Genomic DNA, 26452 nt, shown 5'->3' on the forward strand with positions numbered 1-26452 from the left:
AGGCTATGAACGGCAGGCTAAGGGATTACAATTCGTTTTTGCGGGCCTGTCGCTTAAGCCTAATCGCGTCTGCGCTTGCGGTCGGCTGTTTATATGCCAGCCCGACCCAAAAGCTGGATGAAGCCAAAATTACCTCAACGCTGGAGAAGCGTTATGGTGAGCGCGCGGGTATGCGTGCAAGAGCTTGGTTTAAAGTGGTGGCAGAGGCCAGCACGCTCGACGAAAAAGATAAACTTTTAAAAGTGAACAACTTTTTTAACTTATTCCGCTTCGTCGATGACATCAAGTTATGGGGAGAATCAAACTACTGGGCGACTCCAATGGAGTTTATTGGCGTAAATGGTGGCGACTGTGAGGACTTTTCCATTGCCAAATATTTCACGCTACTCCAATTAGGTGTGCCCGAAGATAAGATGCGGATCACTATGGTTAAGGCCACGAGCGTGAATCAGTATCATATGGTGTTGGCTTACTATGACACCCCTTCGTCAGTCCCTTTAGTTCTCGATAACCTAGACCATGTCATTAAACCTGCGACTCAGCGTAAAGATCTCATCCCTGTTTACAGCTTTAACGGTAAACAGTTATGGCTAAATAAAGAACAGGGACGAGGTGTGTTAGCAGGCTCGTCGACACGACTCGAAAAATGGAATGACCTTAACCATAGGTTAGGGGTTGACCGACTCAGGCAGCCCAAATTAAAACTGGAGTAGCACCAAAGATGACACTGTTTAGACAGATATATTCGCTGCTTTTTAGCCTGTTCTTGCTGGTTGTTGCAAGCCTTGGCTATGTGCAATTTACTGAGACACAAAGCTTTTTGACCAAGCAAATGGAATCGGATCTAAACAATACCAGTACCTCGCTTGGACTCATGCTTACTCCAGCACTGCAAGCAGGCGATACCGCCGCAGCCGAAACCTTAGTTAATGTGATATTTGAGGGCGGCTATTACAAAAACATTAAGCTGACCTGGATGGTTGATGGCAAACAACAAGAATGGAACAACCCACTCAAAATTGAAGACGTGCCTCAATGGTTCATCAATCTCAATCTATTTAAAACCATCAAAAAAGAAAGCACTATCACCTCAGGATGGTTACAGCTCGCTCAGCTAGAAATTACCGCGCACCCAGGTTTTGGTTACCATGAATTGTGGCGAATTATGTCTAATACCATTATCGCCTTCTCATTACTCTTTTTAGTCGCCATTTTTACCGCGAGATTAGGCTTAACCTGGATCTTAAAACCACTGCATGCCTTATCTGATCATGCCAAAAAGATTGCCGCCCGCCAGTTTGGCCCCGATATGCCGCTGCCTAAAACCACTGAACTCAAGGACTTGGTTACCGCATTCAACAGCATGTCAGCCCAGCTCAAGCAATTGTTCCAATCACTCGATGAAGAAGTCGGCTCTTTACGCAAAAAGAACCTCACCGATCCCGCCTCTGGGCTGCCTAATCGCCAATATGTGGTCAGTCGCCTCAATGGTTGGCTAAGCGAACCGAGCAGTGGTGCCCTATTCTTAGCTAAGCTCGACTGGCTCGAAGAAGTACACAGCAAATATGGCTATCAAGTTCGGGATGAAACCATTCGCCTATTAGCCGAAAAACTGGTTCAGCAACTCAATGAGATCACCCCATCCGTGATAGCGCGTATTGCCGCGTTTGAATTTGCTTTCCTCGTTACCGATGTCGAACACGACCAAATCAGTAAGTACCTGCAAACCCTGATCCGCACCATCAACCAAGAAATATCTAAAGCAGGCTGTAAGCCCAATGAGAACTTTGCCATCGGTGTCGCTGAACGCATTGGTCAGATGAAGGTGTCAGACATTCTGGCGCAGGCGGATAACGCGCTGCAAAAAGCCCTGAAGGAACATAAATCCTTCCATTGGTTCGAAACAACAGAGCAACAGCTGTTTACCCGTGAACAGTGGCGCGACAACTTAAGCCATGCCATCAGCAATAAGAAGTTTAAGTTCCGTTGGCAGCCTATCCAGTTTTGTAATGGTGATGGTGTCGCCCAGCGAGAGCTTTACTGTCAACTTGAGTTGGGTGATAAGGTGGCCCACGCTGGCCAGTTTATGCCCTATATTGAACTGCTATCACTCGGCTCTCTGCTCGATAAGTGCCTGATTGAGACTGTGTATGAGCAAAAACTACTTGAGCGTAACTATGAGCCACTGGCAATCAACCTGACGCATCAGAGTATTAGTGATACCCTGTTCCATGACTGGCTCAATCACTTCCTGCGCAGCATGCCACAGGTCGAGCGTATCTGTTTTGAAATCCCCGAGGCAGGTGTCTACAGCGATTTAGAGTCCTGTGTGCTGTTATGCAATATTATTCGTGATAATGGCGCTAAATTTGGTATCGACCACTTTGGTCGCCAATTTGGCTCAATGTCGTACCTTCAAGAGCTAAGACCAAGTTACGTCAAGCTCGACCAATCCTTCTCCTACTATGACGAGGCCTCACATAATAGCGAGCTCTGCCGCGCCATTATCAATGTCGCCAAAGGATTGGATATTCAGGTGATAGTGACAGGTATCCAAGAAAAAGCGCAGTTAGAACGCTTTGATGAGCTTAAAACTGACGCCTATCAAGGCTTTATCGTTCCGCCAGAGAATATCGACTAAGTCGAATATCTTTGCATTAAGGCTCCTACGGGAGCCTTAATTATTTGAGCGGGGAGAATGGCTACTTGGCTATGTCGTGCAATAACGACTACTCGCAAGGCTTAAACAGAGGCATACAGCCGAGAGACAGATACAAAAAAGCCCCAGTGATTCCTAAGGAATTCTGAGGCTTCAATGTAATTGGTCGGTGATAGAGGATTCGAACCTCTGACCCTCTGGTCCCAAACCAGATGCGCTACCGGACTGCGCTAATCACCGTAACTGTTAACTATTTGCCTGAAAAATCAAGCGCGCTAGTTATGCGAAGAATGTGGTCGGTGATAGAGGATTCGAACCTCTGACCCTCTGGTCCCAAACCAGATGCGCTACCGGACTGCGCTAATCACCGAGATGTAAATGAAATGGGGTGACTGATGGGGCTCGAACCCACGACAACCGGAATCACAATCCGGGACTCTACCAACTGAGCTACAATCACCACTGACTTTCACTTTACTGCTAACCTTCAAGCTCACAACTCATTCGGAGAAATGGTGCGCCCAAAAGGATTCGAACCTTCGGCCTCACCCTCCGGAGGGGTGCGCTCTATCCAGCTGAGCTATGGGCGCTCGCCTTGGTTAGCGCCGCATATAGTATGGACAAATAGCCTTTGAGTCTATAGCTGTTTTGCACTTTTTTTACTGACTGCTCAAGTTTTGATACATTCGCATGCTTTTTCGACGAAACTCCATCGTAAATATGGCTTGGATGTTACGGTATTTCATGTTAAATATAACGTTTGGTAAACAATTAACGCAGAACTGATTAGTGAGTATCATGTTTAGGGATGAAGATGGAACTACCCCGCCTCGAGCTCATGAGGTTGAACGCTTAAAAAAGAGACTTAATCGCCTCAAATATTTGGCGCATAAGTATAAGCGTGCCGAAATCGTTCAAAATGCGTTACTCGAATTATCCCATATCGCGACTCAGGTTTCTTCCCTCGAAGAATTCTATCTAGGTGTGCATCAACACCTAAAGCAACTAATCTCTGCCGATAATTTTTTTATTGCCACTCTAGATGTGAATAGCGGGGACATTTCTGTTCCCTTCTTCGCCGATGAAAAAGACGCCCACCCCGCCCAACTCTATCCCGAGCAATCGCTATCCACCCTGCTACAACAGGGCTTAACGGGCTATGTCTTTCGCACTGGCGAAACCGTATTGTGCGATGAGGCTAAAGTTGACGAACTGGTTCAAGCGGGCGAGATAGTCAATCTCGGCTCGCCTTGTCACCTATGGCTAGGCGTCCCCATTAAACATGAAGGCATAGTGACCGCGGTACTCGTAGTGCAAACCTATGATACCAACGTGAGTTACGGCGATATCGAGGTCGAGTTAATGACCTTTATTTGCCATCACATTGCCGGCGTGATGGAAAGGCTTAAACATCAAGAACAACTAGAACAAGCCATTCAGCAACGCACTAAGGAACTCAGCCAAGCCTACGATAAACTCAAGCAAGAAGTGTATGAGCGCCGCAGAGCCGAGCGGTTACAAAAGTCGTTATTTGAGATTGCTGAACTTGCAAGCTCAGGCTCAGATAACCCTGACTTCTATGCCCAGTTGCATAATGTGATTCGCCATCTTATCCCCGCCAATAACTGTTATATCGCTCTGTTGAATGAAGAAGGCACTCACTTAACCTTCCCGTTTTACGTGCCGCAATTAGGTAATCAACATCCAGGTTCAAGGCCTTTGCAGGATGGATTGACCGAGTATGTGCTTAAACACAAGCGCCCATTATTACTCGACCAAAATGATATCAATGACTTAATCACCTCTGGCGAACTTTACGCTAAAGCCCCCGCACTAAACCACACCCAAACAATGCATCAATGGATAGGTATTCCACTGTTTATCCATGATGAAGTGCGTGGCGCCTTGACCATTTACAGCTTCAGCATGACCCAAAACTACCAAACTAAAGATTTGGAATTGCTGACTTTTGTGTCCCAGCATATCGGTGCGGCCATCGAGAAAAAGCTAACAGCAGAATCTTTGCGCCGCAGCTATGAAGAATTAGAAGAAAAAGTCGCGGCCCGCACCACGGCTCTTGCCGAGTTGAATAAGGATCTTGAAAAAGAAATCCGCCAACGCCGCAATATGGAAGCCAAGCTAGTGCATGATGCCAAGCACGATGCGCTCACAGGGCTACCGAATCGCGCCATGTTTATGGAGCGACTCAACCAAGCCATAAAGCACGTACGGCGCCATAGCCTAGAGCAGTTTGCGCTGCTCTTTATCGACCTCGACCGCTTTAAGCAAATTAACGACACTATGGGGCATTTAGAGGGGGATAGGTTCTTAATTGAAACCGCTACCCGCCTACGCGCCTGTATTCGCAGTAACGATACCTTAGCCAGACTTGGTGGCGATGAGTTTGTTATCCTGCTCGATAGCATTAATGGTATTAACGATGCCCGTGATGTTGCCGAGCGAGTAATTCAAAAAATCTCACTCTCCTATACCTTAGGGGCAATCGAGTTTCATTCGGGCGCCAGTATAGGCATCACCATCAGTGGCAATAAGCTAGATACCAGTGAATCCATGCTGCGCAATGCCGACACTGCCATGTACCAAGCCAAGGCGAATGGCAAAGGCTGTTATGTTATCTTCGACGATAGCGCCTCCCAGCAAAAGATGCAGGACATTGCCTTCGAAAATGATTTTAAGCAGGCATTGCAAACCGGTGAGTTACAACTGCAGTTTTGGCCGATTGTCGATTTACAGACACAGCAAACCCAAGCTTTAGAATGCCGTTTGACTTGGGAACATCCACAGTGGGGCACCATTCCACAGGAGATCCTCAGCCAGTTAGCCGAACAAGCGAACCTGATGGTCGAACTGGATAAGTATACGATTAGCTTGCTGGATAAGAGTTATCATCAACTACTTGCCAACCAAGGGGATAAAGTTGAATTACACCTTATGCTGTCGAGCCAACATCTAAAGCATAAGCACGCGCTACGTGGACTCAAAAACGCCCTAAAGCAGACTAAGCTTGCACTGCCACAGCTATGGCTGTTTTTTAATGAAAAGGCATTAGTGCTGGAAACAGAGAATCACATTAATGGCTTTGAGTTGTTGAAAAAGCTGGACGTGAACTTGGGGATCAGCCACTACGGCAGTGGCCACAGCTCATTAAATAGCTTGTTATTCTTACCCATTAAGGGCTTAAAGCTCGATGCCAACATCACCAAACAATTGCAGGATGAGCAACACATTAAGCTGATGTCGGCTTACCAGAAAGCGGCTTCGACCTTAGACTTACAAACCTTTGTCGACGGGCTACAATCCGCCGAGCAGATAAAAATCTTCCACGCATTAGGTTATCGCTTTGGCCAAGGCGGTGCCTTAGCCTCACCTTTTTTATTGTCAGACACCACACAACAGGTCTGTGCCTGAATGCAGTAATCACATGATGAATCTTGTGATTACTGCTTTTTAAACATATCCCTTAAATTTGAGATATGGCTGCGGCCAGTCTGCATGCGCTCCTGCTCGGTTTGCTGCGGTTTACGGTTCTCCCAAATAAGGTCATCCTGCGGTAACTCATGCAGAAAACGGCTCGGCTCGCAGCGCATGGTTTCACCAAACTGGCGACGCTCACGGCAGAGGGTAAACCACAGCTCGCGCTGGGCACGCGTAATCCCCACATACGCCAGACGACGCTCCTCGTCGACGTTATCTTCATCTATGCTGGTTTGATGCGGCAGAATGCGCTCCTCAACCCCCACCATAAACACGAAGGGGAATTCCAACCCTTTAGAGGCATGCAGCGTCATTAACTGCACCTGATCGCCACCTTCATCCTCGCTGTTACGCTCCATCATATCCCTAAGCGTCAGGCGGTTAACCACCTCAGGCAAGGTCATGGGTTCTTCTAACTCATCCCCCGAGAGCATTTCAGTCACCCAGCGATAGAGCTCGGAGATGTTTTTCATCCGCATCTCAGCGGCCTTGGCACTGGTACTGGTCTCGTATAAATAGTCTTCGTAATTAATCTTACGGATCAATTGTTTTACCGCCTCTACGGGCTCGCCTCGCTCGGCGTGCTCCCCGGTATCGACAATAAAACGGCCAAATTGATACAAGGCCGACATGGCATTAGGCGGTAAATGATGATTCAGCTCAGGGTCAAAAATTGCCTCAAACATGGAGATATGTTTCTCGTTGGAGAAGTTACCCAAACGCTCTAAGGTCGATGGACCAATGCCGCGCTTAGGCAAGTTTACCACTCGCAAAAAGGCGTTATCATCGTCGGGATTTACCACTAATTTGAGGTAGCCCATGATGTCTTTAATCTCGGCACGGGCAAAAAACGAGGTACCGCCACTTAACTTGTAGGGGATACGGTTAGTCATCAGCGCCCGTTCGAGCAGGCGAGACTGGTGGTTTCCCCGATACAGAATCGCGTAGTCACCAAATTGGGTACGGCCAACAAACTTGTGGCGAATGATTTCGGCAACGACACGCTCGGCTTCTTGCTCCTCATTGGCGGCAAACAGCACCCGCATCGGCTCACCATAAGCCAACTCGCTAAATAACGACTTATCGTACACATGGGGATTGTTGGCGATAAGGATGTTAGCCGCCCGCAAAATACGTTGGCTAGAACGATAATTCTGCTCGAGTTTAATCAGCTTAAGCGTGGGAAAATCTTTGCCCAACAACACTAAGTTCTGCGGTTTAGCCCCGCGCCATGAATAGATGGACTGGTCGTCGTCCCCCACCACGGTAAAACGCGCGCGCTCACCCACCAGTAATTTGACCATCTCATACTGGGAAGTATTGGTATCCTGATATTCGTCCACCAGCAGGTATTGGATCTTGGTTTGCCAGCGCGTACGCACTTCCTCGTGATGCCTTAGCAATAAGGTCGGTAGCAGAATTAAGTCATCAAAATCTAAGGCGTTGTAGGCTTTCATATGCTGGGCATAACGCTGATACAACATGGCAAACAACTGCTGTTGTTCATCCTTTGCCAGCTTGCGCGCCTGGTCGGGAATAATCAGCCCACCCTTCCAGTTGGAAATCGCCCCCGCAAGGGCTTTGAGTAAGTCTTTATCTTCCTGTAATTCTTTTTGAGTCAGCTCTTTAAGGAGCGCGAGCGTGTCTTGATCATCGAATAACGAGAACCCTGGCTTTAATCCCAGCACTTTATGCTCACGTTTTACAATTTCAAGCCCCAGGGTGTGGAAGGTCGAAATCCACAACCCTCTAGCCTCTTTGCGCCCCATAGACTGAGCGACCCGCTCCTTCATCTCGCGCGCAGCTTTGTTGGTAAAAGTTACCGCCGCAATATTGCGCGCATTGTAGCCACACTTTTGCACTAGGTAGGCAATCTTGTTGATAATTACGCGTGTTTTGCCACTGCCCGCGCCCGCTAACACTAAGCAGGGACCCGAAACATAATGAACGGCATCATTTTGGGCAGGATTGAGTTTCATCTTCGCGCAATATCCAAACAAGTCTTCAGAAGGGGGATGGGATCATAGCAGAAGCTAAGGTTTTAAGGCCAACAAATCCCCTTGCAATCGTTATCACACCGCCGTGACAAAGCGCGCAATCGTGGCGATGAGCACGGCCCAATCCGCGGCTTTACTTTTGAAAGCTAACGTACTGAGTTACAATTCATCCATTCAGCAAAGAGGCGGACAAGATTATGATCAATCCAAAGAAAATCGAAGAAATGGCGAAGCAACTGAGCGATAGTTTGCCCAGCGGTCTTAAGCAATTTGCCGGTGAATTTGAAGAGCGCAGCAAGCAAGTGCTGCAAAATCAATTGCTCAAGTTAGATCTGGTTTCCCGTGAAGAATTTGAAGTACAGCAGCATGTACTACTGAAAACCCGCGAGAAGTTAGAAGCTCTGCAGGCGCAAGTTAATGAGCTTGAGAAAAAGCTGAACGCCGCGGACTAACTGATAATGCATGTGTGAAAGAGCACAGTTAGCGATAGCGCAGCTGTGCTTTTTTGTTTTTAACACTTCAAGCATTGAGTCACTTAGGGAAATAATGCAACAACTCGCCAGCTACATTCTCGCCATTCAAGGTTATCCTAGCCCGGTTTCAGTGGTGAGCCACACCCAAGAGCAGCACAGTTATCGGGACGATAATGCTGAAATTTGCGAATCCTTGACCTTGTATCACTTCGACAACGGGGTTGTGGTCAGCCTGTTAAGCGAGCAAGATACACAGGCTGATGAGTCAGACGCGGTTTGTGCCGATTATTGGCTCAGCTATCGCCTCGTGACGGCCGATATCGCGATTTCGCCGCAGCAAAAGTCCTTTAGTAATCTGTGCCAACAAGGCTTTTGGCTTAAGATGCAGCAAGGGCTTACCGAGCGAAAATAGTTGTGGGCGCCAAGACTTAAGCGCTCGAGTTCGAATCGTCAGGGAAGAAGACAATGGATACCGCAAGCACCACTTTCTATCAGGACTATCTCCTTTGGGGATTGTTACTCCTTGGCGGCCTGCCACTGCTCAGTTATCCCTTTGTGGTTCTCGCAAGCCTAATGGGGCTTGCCAGCCAAACCACGATTAAAGTGCATTGGTTTTACCGGCTGATGAATAAAAGCTTTTTGTGGGGAACCCTAGCTTATCCCTTAGTGTACATTCCCTGCTATTGGCTCGCGCGCGGGGAGAACGGTGTATTATCCTTGGGCTATGCCAGTCTGCCACTGCTCTTTTTAGCACTGCTGTATCTGTGCTTTCACTGGATGGATGTACCAACTAAAGACAAGCGCCCAGATAACGATAAAGATCCCGATTAGATCTTCTGCTGCCGTGCGTATTTTTGTTTAAATGCCTTATGGTTAGCCTTCATCAATTTCCAACGGCTACAGCCATTAAAGCGCGCATACTCAGTGACTGCCGCCTCAAATGCCGCACAAAAGTCATCATCCATGCCATCGAATCCAGCTTCTAGGGTCAGCTGCTGTAATTGCAATAAACCGTCACATCCACTCGACCAACAAAGCAGTCACGCCACAAAATCGCGAGGGAGTAATAGCCATATTGGCGTTTTTCGGCGGGCACATAGACTTCAATTTGATAATCAAAATCAAACCATTGCTTTAATCGCTGCCGCTGAATTAATAGATTATCGAAGGGATTGAGTAACCAGACTCGGTTGGGCATTGCAGCGGTTATTTGCAGCTCGGGGCGATAAAAATACCATTGCCCTTCCGCCTTAAAGCTTGCCAATTCACCTTGGTAATGCATTGCGGCTAATTGCTCATTCACATTAGCTTTTATGCCTTTGCGCAGATAAGCGATTTGCGCCGCCGAGCCAAAGGCATGGGCATCGAGGTAACGCTCAATCAAATGGCGGGCAAATTCGGCCTCGCTCGGCGCTTGGGTATTGATATGCTCTGGCAGCACACGTTCGGTAAGATCATAACATTTTTGAAATTTTTCCCGCCGCACCACCATTAGCTCGCCGCGCATAAACAACTGCTCTAGCGCTTTTTTGGCGGGTTTCCAGTCCCACCAGGCACCGTTTTTACCTTCGGTATGTTCAAAGTCACTGGCTTTAAGTGGCCCTTCAGCGCGAATGCGGGCGCGCACTTCCTGCATCACCTTATCGTCTGGCTCAAACCAATGTTTGCCGCCATTTTGTAGCAGCTGTTTACGCTGCAAACTAAAGCGGTAGTCGGCAATCGGCAAATAGGCCGCCGCATGGGACCAATATTCAAAAATCTCCCCCTGTGCCAGCGCAGTATCTAGCATCTGCGGTTGATACTGCGGCATCCGGCTATGCAGCACATGGTGATGTGCCCGCTCGACCACATTGATGGAGTCGATTTGCACATAACCAAGGCGGCTAATCAGTTCGCTCACCGACGAGTGAGGTTGCAGTAAACCTTGCTGCTGCATATTCAGCTGTAACCACTCGCGGGGTGAAAAAGGGTTCGACATGCACTCTCCAAAGGTACTAAAAGCGAATAGCTATCTCAAATGGATACCCTTATCGGCTAAATATCAAAGGGATAGCTGTCTCACTTTTGTCGTATATTTCGCAAACTTGGCGCCAATTTGCCAGCTTGCCGACAACTTCGGTTAACATAAGGCATTTCCTGGCTAAGGGCTATCGCTTTACCTCGAGGCGAGCAATGCACTCTCCAAGGTTAGCCCCTCATTAAGGATTGATGAATGAATATCTATTACCGCGAAGCTAAACTCTGCGGCCGCAAAACGGGCAATGGCACTAAGCTGCCATTTTTGATGAATATGCTGTACTCACTTGCTGACAAGAATGGCGATTTACAGCCCTTTGCCATAGAGGATATTAAGGCAGTCCTGTTTAACCAGCATCAATCGATTGGCTGCTCCATCAAAGCACCTTTGCCCATAGTCTCTTGGCGTAGCGAAGCCATTTGGTACGAGCTATTCAAAGGTGAAGCGCCCGTATATCTACCCCAATGCATTACTTTTACCAATGGCGCCATCGACTATGCGATTGTTGTGATTGGCGATGAGTATGAGCTACGTATTTGGCCTGACGCCAATAATCGTGAGCGTGAAAAACACCAATGGTTTTCACACCATGCAGCCGTCTATTCGGAGCAAACCGACATATTTAAGGAATGTCTTGAGACCTTACTCAAACATATCCGTAAGGAAGATGACTTTGAGGCAAAACACCCCAAGTTTGGCAAAAAGCCCCAAGCCGCGACCTAGGATTTAGCTCGAATCAGGGCGATTGCCATAATTTTGCCACTATTGATCAGCAACTTGCCCGCAATTCCTGCGGGCAAATCTGTTTTAATACCCACCGTGATATCGAGTTAGCACCACAGAATACCGTGGCGACTCGCGCGTATTTCATAGGGAATGAAATCCATGTTTAACATTATTTTCTGGGTGCTCACGTTACTGAGTTTGGCGCTATTTGGCGGCGCCATCTATTTAGTGGCGCGTGCACTCCTTAAAAAACTCAATCGTGATCAAGGAACAGATATGTCAGCACAGGAACAGCCTGCCACAGCAAAGGGAGCGGCATTGAAAAACACCACGCTATTAAAAGCCTTAACTATTGGCATACTGTCGATTGTGGCCTTGCTACCGCTTGGGATCATCATGGACATGACGTCCGATCGCGAAGCCCTGTACCACAGTGTGGTCGATGAAATCGGCCGCTCATGGGGCGAACAACAAACTCTCTCAGGCCCAGCGCTGGTGATCCCCTACAGCTATTTTGTAATGCAGGAAGAAGTCAGTAACGACGGCAAAACTCGCCACGAAGTAAAGCGCACCTATCAGGACGAGCTGGTTATCCTGCCGAAAAAACTCAGCCTCGATTTAGATTTAAAACATGATTTCCGCACCCGCGGCATTTATCAATCCTTAGTGTATAACGCTGCACTTAATGGGCAGGCGGAATTTCGCTTAAACCGTTACGATATTCCTAACCTTATCGCCTTCGATAATAAAAATGCCCGCTTAGTCTTTGGAGTGTCATCTAATCAAGCAATTGATAAGGTGGAAAAAATTGAGGTAACAGGCGATGCAGTCCTACTCTCTGGCTCGCTGATGTCAGGCACAGGCCTGACGACTGGCGGTCTAGAGAAAGGTTTTAATCAAGGGATCCAAGTCGGCGAAGCGAGTGACTTTAGCGTGAACTTTGCCATGACACTGCGCGGCTCACAGTCGATTAGCGCCCTGCCATTAGGCGAACAAACCCTGCTAAAAATCCATGCCGACTGGCCGCACCCAAGTTTTAAAGGCTTACTCCCGGCAGAGCGCGAAATCACTGCTAATGGATTTACTGCCAGCTGGAATATCAGTCACTTAACCCGTAACTATCCGCAAGAATTTATTAAGAGTAACCAGTCGACACTCACGGAAGTCGTCGCCAATGCCATGCTGTTTGAACCTGTAACCCATTACGGCAAGATTGAGCGCTCAGTTAAATACGGCCTGCTGTTTATCGTACTGACTTTTATCATGTTATTTATTTTCGAGCTGGGTCAAAAGACCAGCCTAAGCACAGTGCAATACATGCTGGTTGGCAGCGCCATGGCACTGTTCTACCTGCTGTTATTGTCACTCTCGGAGCACCTTGCCTTCCTGCAAGCCTATTTGATCGCCGCCTGTATTCCAGTGTTGTCGGTATCCGCCTATGTGGGCAGTGCCACCGCCAGCCTTAAGCGTGGCGCGATTGTCGGCACTATGCTGGTGAGCTTGTATGCGGTGCTGTACTCAATACTGCAACTAGAAGATTACGCCCTACTGATGGGAACAGGCTTGTTACTCGTAGTGTTACTGATTTTGATGTTCGTGACCCGCCATCAACCCAAGAATACGGTGCAATAGCACCTACCGCTCCACCCTTGAAGACCCCCGACAGCGCACTTTTTGCTGTCGGGATTTTTTTATTGGCAAGCCCAAACGTGGCATGTAGCCTATGTGGTTTACTCGGAGGCGAATATTTTGACTCATACAGCCTATCTTCTACGTCGTTTAACCCTTGTCTGGTTACTGTTGGCAACCATACCAAGCTTACTGTTACTCACTCAAAATCAATTATTTCCGCTGATCGACCTGCAATCGCCCTTAGCCAAAGCCTTATATTGGCTCACCACCACAGGCACGGCGCCCTATGGAGTGGCGACCGTGTTAGTGGTACTAGCACTCGCCTATCGCCACATGCCAAAAGCGCTGTTTATTAGCCTGTTTTTAGCCATTAGCCTCAGCCAAGTCATCAGCCTGAGCACCAGTCATACCCTTAAAGCCTTTTTTAAAGAGCCAAGGCCAAACCTAGTGTATCTCTCCGACCAAGGCCTCCCTGAGGAAGCGCAACTCAATCCACACACTTTTTATCAATTAGCCAAACCTGAGCGTTCACAGGCCATCGCCGAGGCGCTAACCGAGCTACACACCATGGAGCCCGAGGTAAAACTCGCCCCTAACATTCACCAACATTGGGAAGATGAAATCGGCTATTCCTTCCCCTCGGGACACACGATTTTCGCAGTCACCTTAGTGCTCACCGCCAGCTATTACTTGCTACTCGCGGGTTTGCCGCTATTTGCCAACGCGTTATTTACTTGGGGATTATTGATGGGCCTCAGCCGCATGTTACTCGGCATGCACTGGCCGCAGGATGTGCTCTTCTCCACCGTACTAGCCGCCATCATCAGCAGTTTAAGTGTATTTTTAGTGGAAAAGTTCAGGCCAAGAAGTAAAAAGCAGCCCAACGGTTCAAAAGCATAAAACCAGCTCTAGGGCTAATTCAGTGCGACAGGCGGCATCTGCAACTTATGTAGATGCCGTTTTTATCAGGAAGCGTCTAAGCGACCAATCACTTCAGCCAGGCGTAAATGCCACGATATCCGTCAACAGCAATGCGGCTAATACTACAGATATAAAAATTTCCCAGTTAATGACTTATAAAGGACTTATCAAGGAACACATACATTCCGCTATTACTCCCCCAATAAACGATTAAGCACCATCATTCCAGTGACACGCAGCAAGCACATCCCTGTGTGCTCGACGGCGGTATCTGCTACATACGGAAATGCGAATGCCGCGATCACAGGATGTGAAAGAGCGGCCATGCCGCCAACGGTCACTTACATACAAGTGTTTAATCCCTTTAACAAAAGTGTATTCTGCTCGCCAGAACTCCGAAACCAAATGCCTAAGTATTACCTCAGCAGGCATCGCTTTAGAAAGGTCATTAACACTACCATTATCGTGATAATGCTTGTCCTATCTTTTCGCAACTTCGCAGGGGAGGATGAACTTCTGTAGCCAATCTGTGTACTGTTAACCTAGAAAAACTGCGCATAAATACTAAGACGTTGTGCATCAAATCAACAATTTCGCTTGCGCTTTGTTTACACTGCCAACATATGAACCAATGCCATGTCTCTGAGCTTCAGAATCACTCGCAGAGTAAGCATTTTGAAACTTGATGAAACGGTCATATTCAACTTTCATGTTTCCATGAGTTACCACGATATTAAAAGCCTCTGTTTGCATTGCTACTGTCTTCGTTTTTTCTTCGCTCAGTACGAATTTAGACTTTTCTGCGGCAACTAATATTTCATCAAATACTTTGTTTAGTAATTCATCGTCTTGTGCAGAGATAACGATGTCGTCCATGTAAACAGAAACACGAACGTCTTTGCTTTTACTAAGCTTGTCCAGATATCTTCCTAATGTGCTATCAAACAAGCAAATCGATGCAAGTATTGGAGACTGGTTAAACCCATAGGGTAAATGGTGACTATGAGGGTAGTTTTCACTAGCTTTAACCGTAGAAAGCTTTGCGATTTTTCTAGCATTATCGTAGCCGATGATTGGCTTCAATGACCTTGTAATACGAGAGCGACTAATATTTCCAAAGAAGTCTGAAATATCGATGGTTGCGAAATACAAATGCTCTAAATGTATGCTTAAAGCTTTTACATGACCACCATTACGTAAATGGTAATAATAGGAGGGCTTCTTCCACGACTTATTCAGTAGTTTGTTGATTTGTTGCCCTAACGTTCTACTTTCAGTGCTCGGGTTGTAGACCCAACGGTCTGGCTTTACTTCAAATCGATTTAACCAACTAGCTTTATAAATCATTTTTCGTTCTAGTGTTTGGGTAATTAAAAGCCATGTTAAAGAGTTCAATTGCAACTGGCACGAACTTGTGTAGCATCACTACAAAGCCCATGATAGACGTTAGCAAATTGATACGCTCTTTAACTCGGCTATGTTTAGATTGTTTATCCATACATAACCCTCCATATCACCCCGACATGCCTAGCGCGAGCGCACGACTTTAAATTAACTAACTAGGACAACTATGAGAAATATTGATAACAATAATCCCCATTAGTAATCCTATAAGCATCACATTGTGACATCTATGAAGGGTGACGACGCTGTCGCCTAATGTCAGGGACTTTTATTATATGCAAGCTGTTGTTCTAATCAACAAAAAGATGCTTAACCAGGTAGCCTGAGGTGTCTAGCCTCCAACCCTCACACCAGAACAAAATCTAGCAAAATATCAAAAGTTCGGATATGCAAAGCGCTTTTGACATTAACTGCCAACACCGAAACTACAGAAGTTCACCTCCCCTCGGAGTTGCCGCAGGGCGAATAGACAAATTGCGTGAGTCTCGCCATGGATGGCGAGCTAGCTTTCGCAGGTGCATGGACGCATCCTTCGGAAGCGATAGCAAATTTGCCAATGAGCACAAGGGGCTTTCAACTCCGTTGGGGCGTCTTGGAGAATCCAAGGAGGATAGGACGAGCAGTCCTCCTTGGTCGGGTGTGGGGTGAAGCCCCACGACTTTGATTCACCTCGGCCGTTAGGCCGCAAGTATGTTTAATCAAATACAACTTTAAAACCGAGACCCCTCTATAGTCCGTTGAACATTATTTTGGATGAGTTCAGAAAATATCAGCTAAGTGCAACCAGCTGAAAAGTAAAATCCCCGCATTACGGGGATTTATAAACTATCAAAGAAGACTAAAACTCACCGATTAAACACACTTCTCATCCGATTTATCATCGGAGGATAGTGCTCGGCTAATACTGCCGAAGATGGCGGTTAAAATCCCAATGCCCACATCCATCTGCCGGGCATTGCTATCATCACCGCTGGCCTCGCGTTGACTCTGATTGCCTGCTGTACCTCGCACAAAATCACAGCTGGTATTGCTCATATTACTGGAGGCACAACCACTTAAGATCAGAATCAAACCGCCAATCAATAAACGTGAACTCACTGAGCGCACACTCACTCTGCGTAACATCCTTATACGCGAAACAGACATATTAGTTCAGCACCTCTTCTAGGGCGCGCAGACAGAGCGCGACATTCTCACGACGGGCACCAAAGCCCATTAAGCCGATACGCCAAGCTTTACCCGCTAGAGCACCAAGGCCGGCACCGATTTCAAGGTTGTAATCCTTGAGAAGACGCGCACGCACGGCGGCATCGTCAACGCCTTCAGGGATATAAATGGCATTAAGTTGTGGCAAGCGCGAAGCTTCGGCGACCACAAATTTCAGGCCGAGTTTTTCAAGGCCGGCGCGCAGCACTAAATGCATGTCTTGATGACGTTTCCACGCATTTTCTAAACCTTCTTCGGCCAATAAACGCAGCGATTCGTGTAGGGCATAAAGTGCATTAACGGGCGCGGTATGGTGATAACTGCGCTTGCCACCAGCGCTGGTCCAATAGGCCATGACCAGACTTTGATCGAGGAACCAGCTCTGCACCGGCGTCTTACGGTTTTTAAGCTTTTCCACCGCATTGGGCGAGAAAGACACAGGCGATAACCCCGGCACGCAGGAGAGACATTTCTGACTGCCAGAATAAATGGCATCGATTCCCCATTCATCGACTCTTAATTCCACGCCGCCGAGGGATGTGACCGCATCGACAATCGATAAACAGCCGTATTGTTTTGCCAGCGCGCACAGGGTTTTAGCATCACTCAATGCGCCTGTTGAGGTTTCGGCATGCACAAAGGCGAGGAATTTAGCATCGGGGTTGGCCTTAAGCGCCGCTTCAACGGCAGCAGCGTCGACTGGCGTACCCCATTCGTTATCCACCAGCACCGCAATCGCACCGACGCGCTCGACGTTTTGGCGCATACGCTCACCAAACACACCGTTGCGGCACACAATCACCTTTTCGCCGGGTTCGACTAAGTTTACAAAACAGGTTTCCATGCCCGCACTGCCGGGGGCCGACACTGCCATCGTCATTTCATTTTTGGTCTGAAACGCATATTGGATCAGGCTCTTAAGCTCATCCATCATGCCAACAAATAATGGGTCTAGGTGACCAACGGTCGGCCTTGCCTGCGCGGCTAATACTTCAGGATAAACATCCGATGGACCTGGCCCCATCAAAATGCGGCGAGGCGGATTAAAGGCAGAAAAATGCGGTGCAGGTAACATCATGTCTCCTTAATGCGTAGGGTCGAGGTCTGATTATTGTGTGACTAGAGCATTCACTCTTAACTTGTTAAACCAAACTACCACAAAAAGGGGCGCCTGTGCGCCCCTCCTTTAGCCTAAGTTGTAACCTAAAGCTAAGTGATTACAAAGGCAGGCTCTTTTTTCCTTTTCCAGCATTCAAAAATAGTTGATAAGCAGGGCTTTGCGTCTCTTCTTGATAGACAAATCCCAGCTCAGTTAAAAACTGCTGAAACGGCAAGGCATCGCCCTCGGGAACTTCGAACCCCGCCAGCACTCGCCCAAAGGCCGCGCCGTGATTACGGTAATGGAATAAACTGATATTCCACTTGCTCTGCAGGGTAGTTAAAAACTTCAGCAGCGCCCCCGGATGCTCGGGAAACTCGAAGCTAAATAGGCGCTCCTCTAACGGCTCTGGCGGATGACCACCGACCATATAACGCACATGCAATTTCGCGGTTTCGTCACCGGATAAGTCCTGCACCTCGAAGCCATTATCTTCTAAGGTATTGATGATCTGCTCTAATTCGCCATGGCCTTTGGTCAGACGAATACCCGCAAACACCACCGCCATATCGCGGCTACTAAAGCGATAGTTAAATTCGGTCATCACCCGCTTTTCGAGCAACTCACAAAAACGCAGGAAGCTGCCGGGACGCTCGGGCACTTTAACCGCCAGCACGGCTTCTTTTTGCTCACCCAACTCGCAGCGCTCCGATACATAACGTAGGCTATGGAAGTTCACATTCGCGCCACTTAATATCGCCGCGACTTTTTCCCCCTTGCCACTCTCGCCTGCGGCATTGGTGCTGACGTATTTTTTAAGCCCCGCAAGGGATAAGGCGCCAGCAGGTTCGGCAATGGCGCGGGTATCCTCAAAAATATCTTTTACAGCAGCGCAGATTTCGTCGGACGTTACCGTCACCACTTCATCCACAAACCACTTAGCTAAGCGAAATGGCTCTGTGCCGATACGTTTAACCGCGACCCCATCGGCAAACAAGCCAACTTGCGCAAGTGTGACAGGCTCGCCCGCCTCCATCGCCGCTTTTAAGCAAGCCGCATCTTCAGGCTCCACCCCAACAATTTTGACCTGTGGCATCACCGCCTTGTAATAGGCCGCAATCCCAGCAATTAAGCCACCGCCGCCCACGGGCACAAATACCACTTCAAGGTCGCGCTGCTGTTGCAGCATTTCTTGGGCGATAGTGCCTTGGCCTGCGATAACGGCTTCGTCATCGAAGGGGGCGATATACACCCGACCCTCCAGCTTTGCCATCTCCATCGCAAAGCCATTGGCCTGATCGAAGGCTTGGCCGTGCAACACTACGTTGCCGCCCAAGCGGCGCACAGCATCGACTTTGATATCCGGCGTAGTTTCGGGCATCACAATCACAGCATCCACACCACGACTGGCCGCCGACATGGCCACGCCTTGAGCATGGTTACCCGCCGAGGCGCACACTACGCCGCGTTGACATTCGGCTTGGCTTAACTGGGCGATACGGTTATAGGCGCCGCGCAACTTGAAGGAATGCACTGGCTGCATATCCTCACGCTTTAAAAATACTTGGCAGCCCAAACGCGCCGAAAGTTTATTCAGGCTCGAGAGTGGCGTCACTTTCGCAACGTCATAAACCGACGACAGCAGGATTTTTTGCAGGTAGCTTTGCGCAAGCTGACTCTTTTCTAAGGCAGAAGTGCCCGGCTTCGACTGAGAGGCCTGCGCCTCAGCCTGCTCCGTTTGCGACGATGCGAGAGATAACATATCAGTCCTCCAACTTACTGCGATCGCGCACCGCGCCCTTATCGGCACTGGTGGCAAGCATGGCGTAGGCTTTGAGCGCCATCGACACATAACGCTGACGCGAAAGCGGTTTCCACGCCATTGGCCCACGGGCGAGCATGGTTTCACGGCGCGCCGCTAACTCGGCATCACTCACCGCAAGCTTGATACTGCGTTTAGGAATATCGATTTCGATGCGATCGCCGTTTTCAATCAAGGCAATCGTGCCGCCCGCCGCCGCCTCAGGCGACACATGGCCGATGGATAAACCGGAAGTTCCACCAGAGAAACGGCCGTCGGTGATCAGTGCGCAGGCCTTGCCTAAACCGCGGGATTTTAAGTAACTGGTGGGATACAACATTTCTTGCATGCCTGGGCCGCCTTTTGGCCCTTCGTAACGAATCACCACCACATCACCCGCCACCACTTCGCCACCTAAGATACCAGCGACTGCATCGTCTTGGCTTTCGTACACCCGAGCGCTGCCGATAAAGGTCAGATTCGATTCATCCACACCCGCCGTTTTAACAATACAGCCATTGTCGGCCAGATTACCCGATAACACGGCCAAACCGCCCTCTTGGCTGAAGGCAAATTCGCGGCTGCGGATACAACCTTCACGTCTGTCATCGTCCAGCGATGGCCAGCGGCAGTCTTGGCTAAAGGCTTTAGTGGTAGGAATACCCGCAGGTCCCGCCATAAAGAATTGTTTTACTTTGTCATCTTGGGTTTGCATGACATCGTACTTGGCGAGCACCGACTTGAGGTTGCCCCCCGCATCGGCGGCAACGTGTGGCACATCGGTATGTAGCAGTCCGGCGCGGTCTAGCTCGCCTAAGATACCCATCACACCACCGGCGCGGTGCACATCTTCCATATGGTATTTAGCGGTCGACGGCGCCACCTTACACAGATGCGGCACTTGGCGCGACATACGGTCGATATCGTCCATAGTGAATGCCACGTCCGCCTCCTGCGCCGCAGCCAATAAGTGCAACACTGTATTAGAGGAGCCACCCATGGCGATATCTAGCGCCATGGCGTTTTCAAAGGCTTTAAAGCTGGCGATGTTGCGTGGCAGTGCAGAGGCATCATCTTGTTCGTAGTAACGTTTGGTCAGCGCCATTACGCGGCGGCCCGCTTCTAAAAACAACTCACGGCGATCGGCATGGGTCGCGAGCATGGAGCCGTTGCCCGGCAGCGACAGACCTAAAGCTTCGGTTAAACAGTTCATCGAGTTGGCGGTAAACATGCCCGAACAGGAACCACATGTAGGGCAAGCACTGCGTTCAATTTTGGCGCTATCTTCATCGCTCACACTCGAGTCGGCCGCCGCCACCATAGCATCGACTAAATCGAGCTTGATAAGCTTGTCCGACAGTTTGGTTTTACCCGCCTCCATCGGCCCACCCGACACAAACACCACGGGGATATTGAGGCGCAGCGCCGCCATCAACATGCCGGGGGTGATTTTGTCGCAGTTAGATATACAGACCAGCGCATCGGCGCAGTGGGCATTGACCATATACTCAACGCTATCGGCGATAAGCTCCCGCGAAGGCAGACTGTAGAGCATGCCACCGTGGCCCATGGCGATACCATCATCCACAGCGATGGTGTTGAATTCCTTGGCGATACCGCCCGCCTCTTCGATGGCGTCCGCCACCAGAGAGCCCATATCTTTTAAGTGCACATGGCCGGGAACAAACTGAGTAAAGGAGTTGGCAATCGCAATAATCGGCTTACCAAAATCATTGTCTTTCACCCCTGTGGCGCGCCATAGCGCACGGGCACCCGCCATATTGCGGCCTTCGGTACTGGTTGCTGAACGTAACTTTGGCATTGACTCTATCCCTTATCTCAAATCGAAAATCGTGCCCTTAGGGCGTTGCTGCAGTGCTAATACCGCTGCCACTGGATGCTTATGCGTGTACTTTTTGTTGTTGCAAGTTTAGCGGTAACAAGACCTTGCATTGAGTGACATCAATCAATTTATTCAGTTGATTGCTGAGCAGCTCGATGGCGCGCTCGCTGTCCACTTCCATATCCAGCGACAGACTCGCATCGTCGTTCATCCGCATTTGCATTTGGGTGACAGTAAAACCACGGTGACGAGTCACCCGTAGTACACGTTCTATCACTTCTGGGCGTTGTTGAACCGTTAATTCTAGGGAGTGGATCATGTTTGTTTCTCCATTTCGTCCATCATATCGCTGTTTGATGCGCCGGGGGGCACCAGTGGCCAAACGTTAAAAGCATCGTCAATTGCTACGTGTAACAAATAGGGACCCTTAGCCGCTAACATTTCGGTTAAGGCCTCTTCCACTTCGTCGGAAGAGAAAATCGTTCGGCCGGGAATATCGAAGGCCGAAGCGAGTTGCACAAAATCGGGGTTGTCTGACAGATCGGTTTCGCTGTAGCGCTCTTCAAAGAATAGCTGTTGCCACTGTTTCACCATCCCCAGTTTTTGGTTGTCGATTAGTAGGATCTTCACCGGTAATTTGCGGCGCTTGATGGTGGTCAGCTCCTGCACGTTCATCATAAAAGAGCCATCGCCAGACACTGTGACCACAGTTGCATCCGGGCGGGCGACTTGGGCGCCGATAGCGGCGGGTAAACCAAAGCCCATAGTGCCTAAACCTGCGCTGGATAAATGATCTTCAGGGCGACGGAACCACATATGTTGGGCGACCCACATTTGATGTTGGCCCACATCGCAGCACACTACGCTGTCTTCGGGCAGTTTATTAGCAAGGCGGCGCAGCATGGCGGGAGCGTAGATTAAGCTGCCGGGATGTTGATAATCCCATTGATGTTTACGGGCAAGATGTTCAACCTCTGCTTGCCAAGGCGTGATGTTCAGCGCCATAGCTAAAGCAGGGAAAATCTGGCGTAAATCACCGGCGATGGCCACATCGGGCTGGCGCAATTTGCCTAACTCGGCGGCGTCTATATCTAAATGGATGACTTTAGCCTTATTGGCAAAAGTCGCTAAACGTCCTGTGACCCTGTCATCGAAACGCGCACCGGCAACCACTAATAAATCACAATCCTGCACCGCTAGGTTGGCCGCCTTTCCGCCATGCATACCTAACATGCCTAAATAACCTGGGGTGCCGTGGGCAATACTGCCTAAGCCCTTTAACGTTGCGACCGATGGCATCCCCGTGGCTTTGATAAATTCCCGCAGTTGATCGACCGCGCCCGCCATCCCGACGCCCCCCCCCACGTACAGCATAGGCTGCTTCGCCTCAGCTAACAGGGCGCGTGCCGCGTCAATCTCACTGGCGCTCGCCTGTGGCTCATTGGTTACCGCTAACAAGGGAGTGCGATATTCCAGTTGCGCGATTTGGATGTCCTTAGGAATATCCACCAGCACTGGGCCGGGTCGCCCCGATGCCGCGATTTCGAAGGCTTGATACAGGGTCGGGATCAGATCGTTTACATCCGTCACCATAAAACTGTGCTTAGTGCAGCTTAAGGACATGCCCAATACATCGATTTCTTGGAACGCATCTGTGCCAATCACGGCGGTTGAAACCTGACCTGTGATAGCGACAACAGGCACAGAATCCAATAACGCATCGGCAAGTGAAGTGATTAGGTTGGTGGCGCCAGGGCCAGAGGTGGCAAAGCATACGCCGGTTTTACCACTGGCTCTAGCGTAACCTACTGCGGCAAAGGCGGCGCCTTGTTCGTGGCGGCTTAAGAGATGTTCGACAGGGCTTCCATAGAGGGCATCGTAGATTGGCATAATGGCACCACCTGGGTAACCAAATACTGTGGTAACACCATGTGCTGCCAACACTTTTATGACTGCGTCTGCGCCTCTAATCATCTGCCCTGGTTCCATATTCTCTCTCGCTACCTTGATCCTAAATTGCCGAAAATCGACTCGTAATTTGTGCTATTTCGAAACCTCATTTCCAAAACCTAGGGCCTGAAAACGAAGAACCCCCCGGTCCTTTCGGAGCGGGGGGTTCTTTCGAAACTTTTAACCTTTTAGGTCTACCAGTTTGCCATGCGCCGCCCCCGCTGTGATTTAATAATCACTACGGTAATAATCACGAGAATGAGCTTGGCAGCTTGGTTAAACATCAATATGGGTTCCTAATCGGTGTTCTGTATGTGTATCGCTGAAATTCTTATCGCTCCTCACTTTTAAGCCTGAGCGATGTTTGCTTTGGGAACCTTGTCCCGCCGCGAGTTATTAGCTTTACCATAAAGCGACAGCCAAACACAATAAAAAAATATCTAATGTCAAAAAAATTCAGCTTCCCTGCCGAGACAATGCAAAACAACAAAGTGAAACGTTAACAAACGCGCGTTAGTGAACCTTATCGCCAACTAACCCATGTCGGTTTTGCCCGCTCGACAACCTACGAAGCAGGAATAAATTTGTCACGCCGAGCCCCACATCCTTAGGGGCTCGGCCTCTATCGATTAAGCTCCAACAATACTTTTCATATCAGTCATATAACCACGAAGTTCCGCACCGATATACTCAACTGAGGTGTGGCGAATCGCATCATTGATGGCGATTAACTGCAGGTTATCGACGTTGTTTGAACTGTCCTTCAGACCCGCACCTAAATACTCTGGCGACATGGCATTTACATAGTCACGCAGCATAGGCACGGCAGCATGGTTGAACAGATAACAACCGTATTCTGCGGTATCCGAGATCACCACGTTCATCTCATAAAGACGTTTACGGGCGATGGTGTTAGCGATCAGCGGCGTTTCATGCAGTGATTCGTAATAGGCTGACTCTTCAACAATACCCGCCGACACCATAGTATCAAAGGCTAATTCGACACCGGCTTTGATCATCGCAACCAGGAAAATCCCCTTGTCGAAATAGGTTTGCTCGTCGATATGCTCGCTCGACACTGGGGCATTTTCGAAGCCCGTTTCGGCGGTTTCGGCGCGCCAACGCAGCAGGTTAGCGTCGTCATTGGCCCAGTCTTGCATCATAGTGCGGGAGAACTCGCCGCTGATGATGTCATCCATATGTTTTTCGAATAAGGGTTGCAGAATTTCTTTTAAATCTTCTGCAATTTCAAACGCTTTAATCTTGGCTGGATTAGACAGTCTGTCCATCATATTGGTGATACCGCCGTGCTTAAGCGCCTCGGTCACGGTTTCCCAACCTTGTTGAATTAACTTAGCGGCATAGCCAGGTTCAACACCATCGGCCACCATCTTGTCGTAACCTAAGATAGCGCCAGTCTGCAACATACCGCACAGAATGGTTTGCTCGCCCATCAGATCCGATTTTACTTCGGCGATAAAGGAAGATTGCAACACGCCAGCGCGGTCACCACCTGTGGCACTCGCATAGGCTTTGGCAATCTCTAAACCATCGCCATTAGGGTCGTTTTCTGGGTGCACGGCAATCAGTGTTGGTACACCAAAACCACGCTTGTATTCTTCACGCACTTCGGTGCCTGGACACTTAGGCGCTACCATCACAACTGTAATATCGGGGCGGATCTGCATGCCTTCTTCAACGATGTTAAAACCGTGGGAATAAGACAGTGTTGCGCCCTGTTTCATCAGTGGCATCACAGCGCTAACCACATTGGAGTGCTGCTTATCGGGCGTTAAGTTCAATACCAAATCCGCCGTTGGGATCAGCTCTTCAAAAGTACCTACTTTAAAACCGTTATCTGTGGCTTTTTGCCATGATGCACGTTTTTGAGCAATGGCTTCAGGGCGCAGAGCGTAGGCAATATTCAGCCCAGAGTCGCGCATGTTCAGACCTTGGTTAAGACCCTGAGCACCACAACCTAAAATAACAATATTCCAATCTTTGATGTAATTGCAGCCGTCGCTGAATTCAGAACGGTCCATGAAACGACATTGGCCAAGCTGTGCTAATTGTTGACGTAAATTCAGAGAGTTAAAATAGTTAGCCATCTGAGATACCACCTTTCAGTCGGGAATTTGGGACTCAACCAATATCAACTTTTTGTTAATAACTGGTTGTGATTGAAATCACTATAACCTATGGCTATCGTTGCTTAAAATGATATATTCGAAACCTCATATTGCGTTTTATGCAATGTCATTTTCGGTTACAACAGCCTTGATAAGCGGCCAATAGGACGAGGTTATGGACATACGCACCCTCAAATTGTACCTACACTTATGTGACAGTTTGCACTTCGCCAAGACGGCGGAGCAGATGCACGTCAGTCCCTCGACCTTAAGTCGCGCCTTGCAACGGCTCGAAGAAGAAGTGAACGCCAAGTTATTCGAACGGGATAATCGCAGCGTGACCTTAACCCATGCGGGGCGCGAGTTTAAATTGTTCGCCGAGCAGACCCTGCACCATTGGCGCAACCTGCGGCACAGTATCGATCTCAAGCAGGATGTACTGCGCGGCACCTTAAATCTCTATTGCTCGGTGACCGCCGCCTACAGCCATTTACCGCAATTGCTGGAACGTTTTCGGCAGGAGCATCCCTTTGTTGAGATAGCCCTCACCACAGGGGATGCTGCCAATGCACTGGCCGAAGTGCAACAAAATCGCGCCGACATTGCCATTGCCGCGCTGCCGGATCCCTTCCCTGCCACCTTGCATTTCGCCAAGATTGACGATGTGCCTTTGTCCTTAATCGCGCCAACCATGCGCTGCGCGGTGCAGCAACAGATAAGCCAAGCCCCCATCGACTGGTCGCGGGTGCCCTTTATCATTCCCGACCATGGCCCAGGGCGACGCCGCGCCGATAATTGGTTCAAACAGATGGGAATAAGCCCCAATATTTATGCGCAGGTGTCGGGGCAAGAAGCGATTGCGTCCATGGTGGCGCTCGGGTGTGGTGTGAGTATCACCCCAGAGGTAGTGATCAATAACAGTCCGGTACGGGATAGGATCCAGCTATTAGCCTCCCCCGTGAACATTGCCCCCTTTGAGCTGGGTTGTTGTTGCAAGGTCAAACGCTTGGACGATCCGATAGTGAATGCGTTTTTAGAAGCGATCTAAATTTTAGTAGCAATATAAAAAACGGGACTGAGTCCCGTTTTTTTATGATGTT

At 49.0% G+C, this 26452-nt stretch carries 19 protein-coding genes, 4 tRNA genes and 1 pseudogene; 10 read left to right on the plus strand and 14 right to left on the minus strand.

Translation table 11 applies throughout. From position 1 onward, the window contains the following. Positions 1-5 precede the first annotated feature (5 nt). Positions 6-713 carry a transglutaminase-like cysteine peptidase gene (locus CF168_RS18960; RefSeq protein ID WP_011621185.1) on the plus strand — a complete coding sequence of 236 codons (708 nt, stop codon included), beginning with the start codon at positions 6-8 and terminating at the stop codon, positions 711-713. 8 nt (positions 714-721) lie between these two features. Beyond that, a complete protein-coding gene (locus CF168_RS18965; RefSeq protein ID WP_011715604.1) occupies positions 722-2641 on the plus strand; it encodes a bifunctional diguanylate cyclase/phosphodiesterase in 1920 nt (639 codons plus the stop codon). 181 nt (positions 2642-2822) lie between these two features. Here CF168_RS18965 and CF168_RS18970 read toward each other — a convergent pair. The 4 genes from CF168_RS18970 to CF168_RS18985 all read right to left on the minus strand — a co-directional run bounded on the left by CF168_RS18970 (position 2823) and on the right by CF168_RS18985 (position 3249). Further along, positions 2823-2899 (minus strand) — tRNA-Pro (locus CF168_RS18970). A 53-nt stretch (positions 2900-2952) separates the two neighbouring features. Continuing rightward, a tRNA-Pro gene (locus CF168_RS18975) sits at positions 2953-3029 on the minus strand. A gap of 14 nt (positions 3030-3043) precedes the next feature. Further along, positions 3044-3119 (minus strand) — tRNA-His (locus CF168_RS18980). Positions 3120-3172: 53 nt separating this feature from the next. Beyond that, positions 3173-3249: transfer RNA gene (locus CF168_RS18985), tRNA-Arg, on the minus strand. 208 nt (positions 3250-3457) lie between these two features. Here CF168_RS18985 and CF168_RS18990 point away from each other — a divergent pair. Next, the gene (locus tag CF168_RS18990) at positions 3458-6088 is read left to right on the plus strand and encodes a sensor domain-containing diguanylate cyclase (protein ID WP_086904781.1); all 2631 of its coding nucleotides are present in this window, start codon (positions 3458-3460) and stop codon (positions 6086-6088) included. A 29-nt stretch (positions 6089-6117) separates the two neighbouring features. On the opposite strand, the gene rep is transcribed toward CF168_RS18990, so the two are convergent. After that, positions 6118-8133 (minus strand): DNA helicase Rep, encoded by a 2016-nt coding sequence (gene rep, locus CF168_RS18995; protein ID WP_011627416.1) that lies wholly within the window; start codon positions 8131-8133, stop codon positions 6118-6120. A 215-nt stretch (positions 8134-8348) separates the two neighbouring features. On the opposite strand from rep, the gene ubiK reads away from it, so the two are divergent. From ubiK to CF168_RS19010, 3 genes are all read left to right on the plus strand, one after another. Then, on the plus strand, positions 8349-8603 hold the full coding sequence (ubiK, locus tag CF168_RS19000) for a ubiquinone biosynthesis accessory factor UbiK (protein ID WP_011621181.1): 255 nt from the start codon (positions 8349-8351) through the stop codon (positions 8601-8603). 94 nt (positions 8604-8697) lie between these two features. Then, entirely contained in the window at positions 8698-9036 is a 339-nt protein-coding gene (locus CF168_RS19005) for a hypothetical protein (protein WP_089068657.1), read from the plus strand. A 53-nt stretch (positions 9037-9089) separates the two neighbouring features. Beyond that, the gene (locus tag CF168_RS19010) at positions 9090-9455 is read left to right on the plus strand and encodes a hypothetical protein (protein ID WP_089068658.1); all 366 of its coding nucleotides are present in this window, start codon (positions 9090-9092) and stop codon (positions 9453-9455) included. Here the strand turns inward: CF168_RS19010 and CF168_RS19015 are convergent. After that, positions 9452-10602, minus strand: a pseudogene (locus CF168_RS19015) (winged helix-turn-helix domain-containing protein). The gene CF168_RS19010 and the pseudogene CF168_RS19015 sit on opposite strands and share 4 nt — an antisense overlap. Positions 10603-10836: 234 nt before the next feature. On the opposite strand from CF168_RS19015, the gene CF168_RS19020 reads away from it, so the two are divergent. From CF168_RS19020 to CF168_RS19030, 3 genes are all read left to right on the plus strand, one after another. Beyond that, the gene (locus CF168_RS19020) at positions 10837-11364 is read left to right on the plus strand and encodes a hypothetical protein (protein WP_089068659.1); all 528 of its coding nucleotides are present in this window, start codon (positions 10837-10839) and stop codon (positions 11362-11364) included. A gap of 162 nt (positions 11365-11526) precedes the next feature. Next, a complete protein-coding gene (gene creD, locus CF168_RS19025) occupies positions 11527-12999 on the plus strand; it encodes a cell envelope integrity protein CreD (RefSeq protein WP_089068660.1) in 1473 nt (490 codons plus the stop codon). A gap of 117 nt (positions 13000-13116) precedes the next feature. Then, positions 13117-13899, plus strand: coding sequence for a phosphatase PAP2 family protein (locus CF168_RS19030; RefSeq protein WP_089069006.1), 783 nt, complete (start codon positions 13117-13119; stop codon positions 13897-13899). Between the two features lie 600 nt (positions 13900-14499). On the opposite strand, the gene CF168_RS19040 is transcribed toward CF168_RS19030, so the two are convergent. The 8 genes from CF168_RS19040 to ilvC all read right to left on the minus strand — a co-directional run bounded on the left by CF168_RS19040 (position 14500) and on the right by ilvC (position 25331). Next, a complete protein-coding gene (locus CF168_RS19040; protein ID WP_089068662.1) occupies positions 14500-15267 on the minus strand; it encodes a reverse transcriptase domain-containing protein in 768 nt (255 codons plus the stop codon). Between the two features lie 909 nt (positions 15268-16176). After that, positions 16177-16437: a hypothetical protein gene (locus tag CF168_RS19045; RefSeq protein ID WP_089068663.1), complete on the minus strand. Its 261-nt coding sequence runs from the start codon at positions 16435-16437 to the stop codon at positions 16177-16179. Positions 16438-16471: 34 nt separating this feature from the next. Continuing rightward, the gene (locus CF168_RS19050; protein ID WP_011715589.1) at positions 16472-17605 is read right to left on the minus strand and encodes a pyridoxal-phosphate-dependent aminotransferase family protein; all 1134 of its coding nucleotides are present in this window, start codon (positions 17603-17605) and stop codon (positions 16472-16474) included. Positions 17606-17747: 142 nt separating this feature from the next. Next, positions 17748-19391, minus strand: coding sequence for a threonine ammonia-lyase, biosynthetic (ilvA, locus tag CF168_RS19055; protein ID WP_011715588.1), 1644 nt, complete (start codon positions 19389-19391; stop codon positions 17748-17750). A 1-nt stretch (position 19392) separates the two neighbouring features. Continuing rightward, complete coding sequence (gene ilvD / locus CF168_RS19060) at positions 19393-21252, minus strand: dihydroxy-acid dehydratase (protein ID WP_011715587.1); 1860 nt, start codon at positions 21250-21252, stop codon at positions 19393-19395. Between the two features lie 79 nt (positions 21253-21331). Next, positions 21332-21592: an acetolactate synthase 2 small subunit gene (ilvM, locus tag CF168_RS19065; RefSeq protein WP_011621169.1), complete on the minus strand. Its 261-nt coding sequence runs from the start codon at positions 21590-21592 to the stop codon at positions 21332-21334. Continuing rightward, complete coding sequence (gene ilvG, locus CF168_RS19070; protein WP_011715586.1) at positions 21589-23262, minus strand: acetolactate synthase 2 catalytic subunit; 1674 nt, start codon at positions 23260-23262, stop codon at positions 21589-21591. The genes ilvM and ilvG overlap by 4 nt, the downstream gene beginning before the upstream one ends. A gap of 590 nt (positions 23263-23852) precedes the next feature. Further along, a complete protein-coding gene (gene ilvC, locus CF168_RS19080; protein WP_011715585.1) occupies positions 23853-25331 on the minus strand; it encodes a ketol-acid reductoisomerase in 1479 nt (492 codons plus the stop codon). Positions 25332-25527: 196 nt separating this feature from the next. Here ilvC and ilvY point away from each other — a divergent pair, with 196 nt between their 5' ends. Then, positions 25528-26400 (plus strand): HTH-type transcriptional activator IlvY, encoded by an 873-nt coding sequence (gene ilvY, locus CF168_RS19085; protein ID WP_011715584.1) that lies wholly within the window; start codon positions 25528-25530, stop codon positions 26398-26400. Positions 26401-26452 lie beyond the last annotated feature (52 nt).

Origin of the sequence: Shewanella bicestrii (genome assembly GCF_002216875.1) — a bacterium.
Classification (GTDB): Bacteria; Pseudomonadota; Gammaproteobacteria; order Enterobacterales; family Shewanellaceae; genus Shewanella; species Shewanella seohaensis.

Coding starts and splice junctions, on each gene's coding strand:
- CF168_RS18960 (WP_011621185.1), top strand. CDS start 6: ATGAACGGCAGGCTAAGGGATTACAATTCGTTTTTGCGGGCCTGTCGC.
- CF168_RS18965 (WP_011715604.1), top strand. CDS start 722: ATGACACTGTTTAGACAGATATATTCGCTGCTTTTTAGCCTGTTCTTG.
- CF168_RS18990 (WP_086904781.1), top strand. CDS start 3,458: ATGTTTAGGGATGAAGATGGAACTACCCCGCCTCGAGCTCATGAGGTT.
- rep (WP_011627416.1), bottom strand. CDS start 8,133: ATGAAACTCAATCCTGCCCAAAATGATGCCGTTCATTATGTTTCGGGT.
- ubiK (WP_011621181.1), top strand. CDS start 8,349: ATGATCAATCCAAAGAAAATCGAAGAAATGGCGAAGCAACTGAGCGAT.
- CF168_RS19005 (WP_089068657.1), top strand. CDS start 8,698: ATGCAACAACTCGCCAGCTACATTCTCGCCATTCAAGGTTATCCTAGC.
- CF168_RS19010 (WP_089068658.1), top strand. CDS start 9,090: ATGGATACCGCAAGCACCACTTTCTATCAGGACTATCTCCTTTGGGGA.
- CF168_RS19020 (WP_089068659.1), top strand. CDS start 10,837: ATGAATATCTATTACCGCGAAGCTAAACTCTGCGGCCGCAAAACGGGC.
- creD (WP_089068660.1), top strand. CDS start 11,527: ATGTTTAACATTATTTTCTGGGTGCTCACGTTACTGAGTTTGGCGCTA.
- CF168_RS19040 (WP_089068662.1), bottom strand. CDS start 15,267: ATGATTTATAAAGCTAGTTGGTTAAATCGATTTGAAGTAAAGCCAGAC.
- CF168_RS19050 (WP_011715589.1), bottom strand. CDS start 17,605: ATGTTACCTGCACCGCATTTTTCTGCCTTTAATCCGCCTCGCCGCATT.
- ilvA (WP_011715588.1), bottom strand. CDS start 19,391: ATGTTATCTCTCGCATCGTCGCAAACGGAGCAGGCTGAGGCGCAGGCC.
- ilvD (WP_011715587.1), bottom strand. CDS start 21,252: ATGCCAAAGTTACGTTCAGCAACCAGTACCGAAGGCCGCAATATGGCG.
- ilvM (WP_011621169.1), bottom strand. CDS start 21,592: ATGATCCACTCCCTAGAATTAACGGTTCAACAACGCCCAGAAGTGATA.
- ilvG (WP_011715586.1), bottom strand. CDS start 23,262: ATGGAACCAGGGCAGATGATTAGAGGCGCAGACGCAGTCATAAAAGTG.
- ilvC (WP_011715585.1), bottom strand. CDS start 25,331: ATGGCTAACTATTTTAACTCTCTGAATTTACGTCAACAATTAGCACAG.
- ilvY (WP_011715584.1), top strand. CDS start 25,528: ATGGACATACGCACCCTCAAATTGTACCTACACTTATGTGACAGTTTG.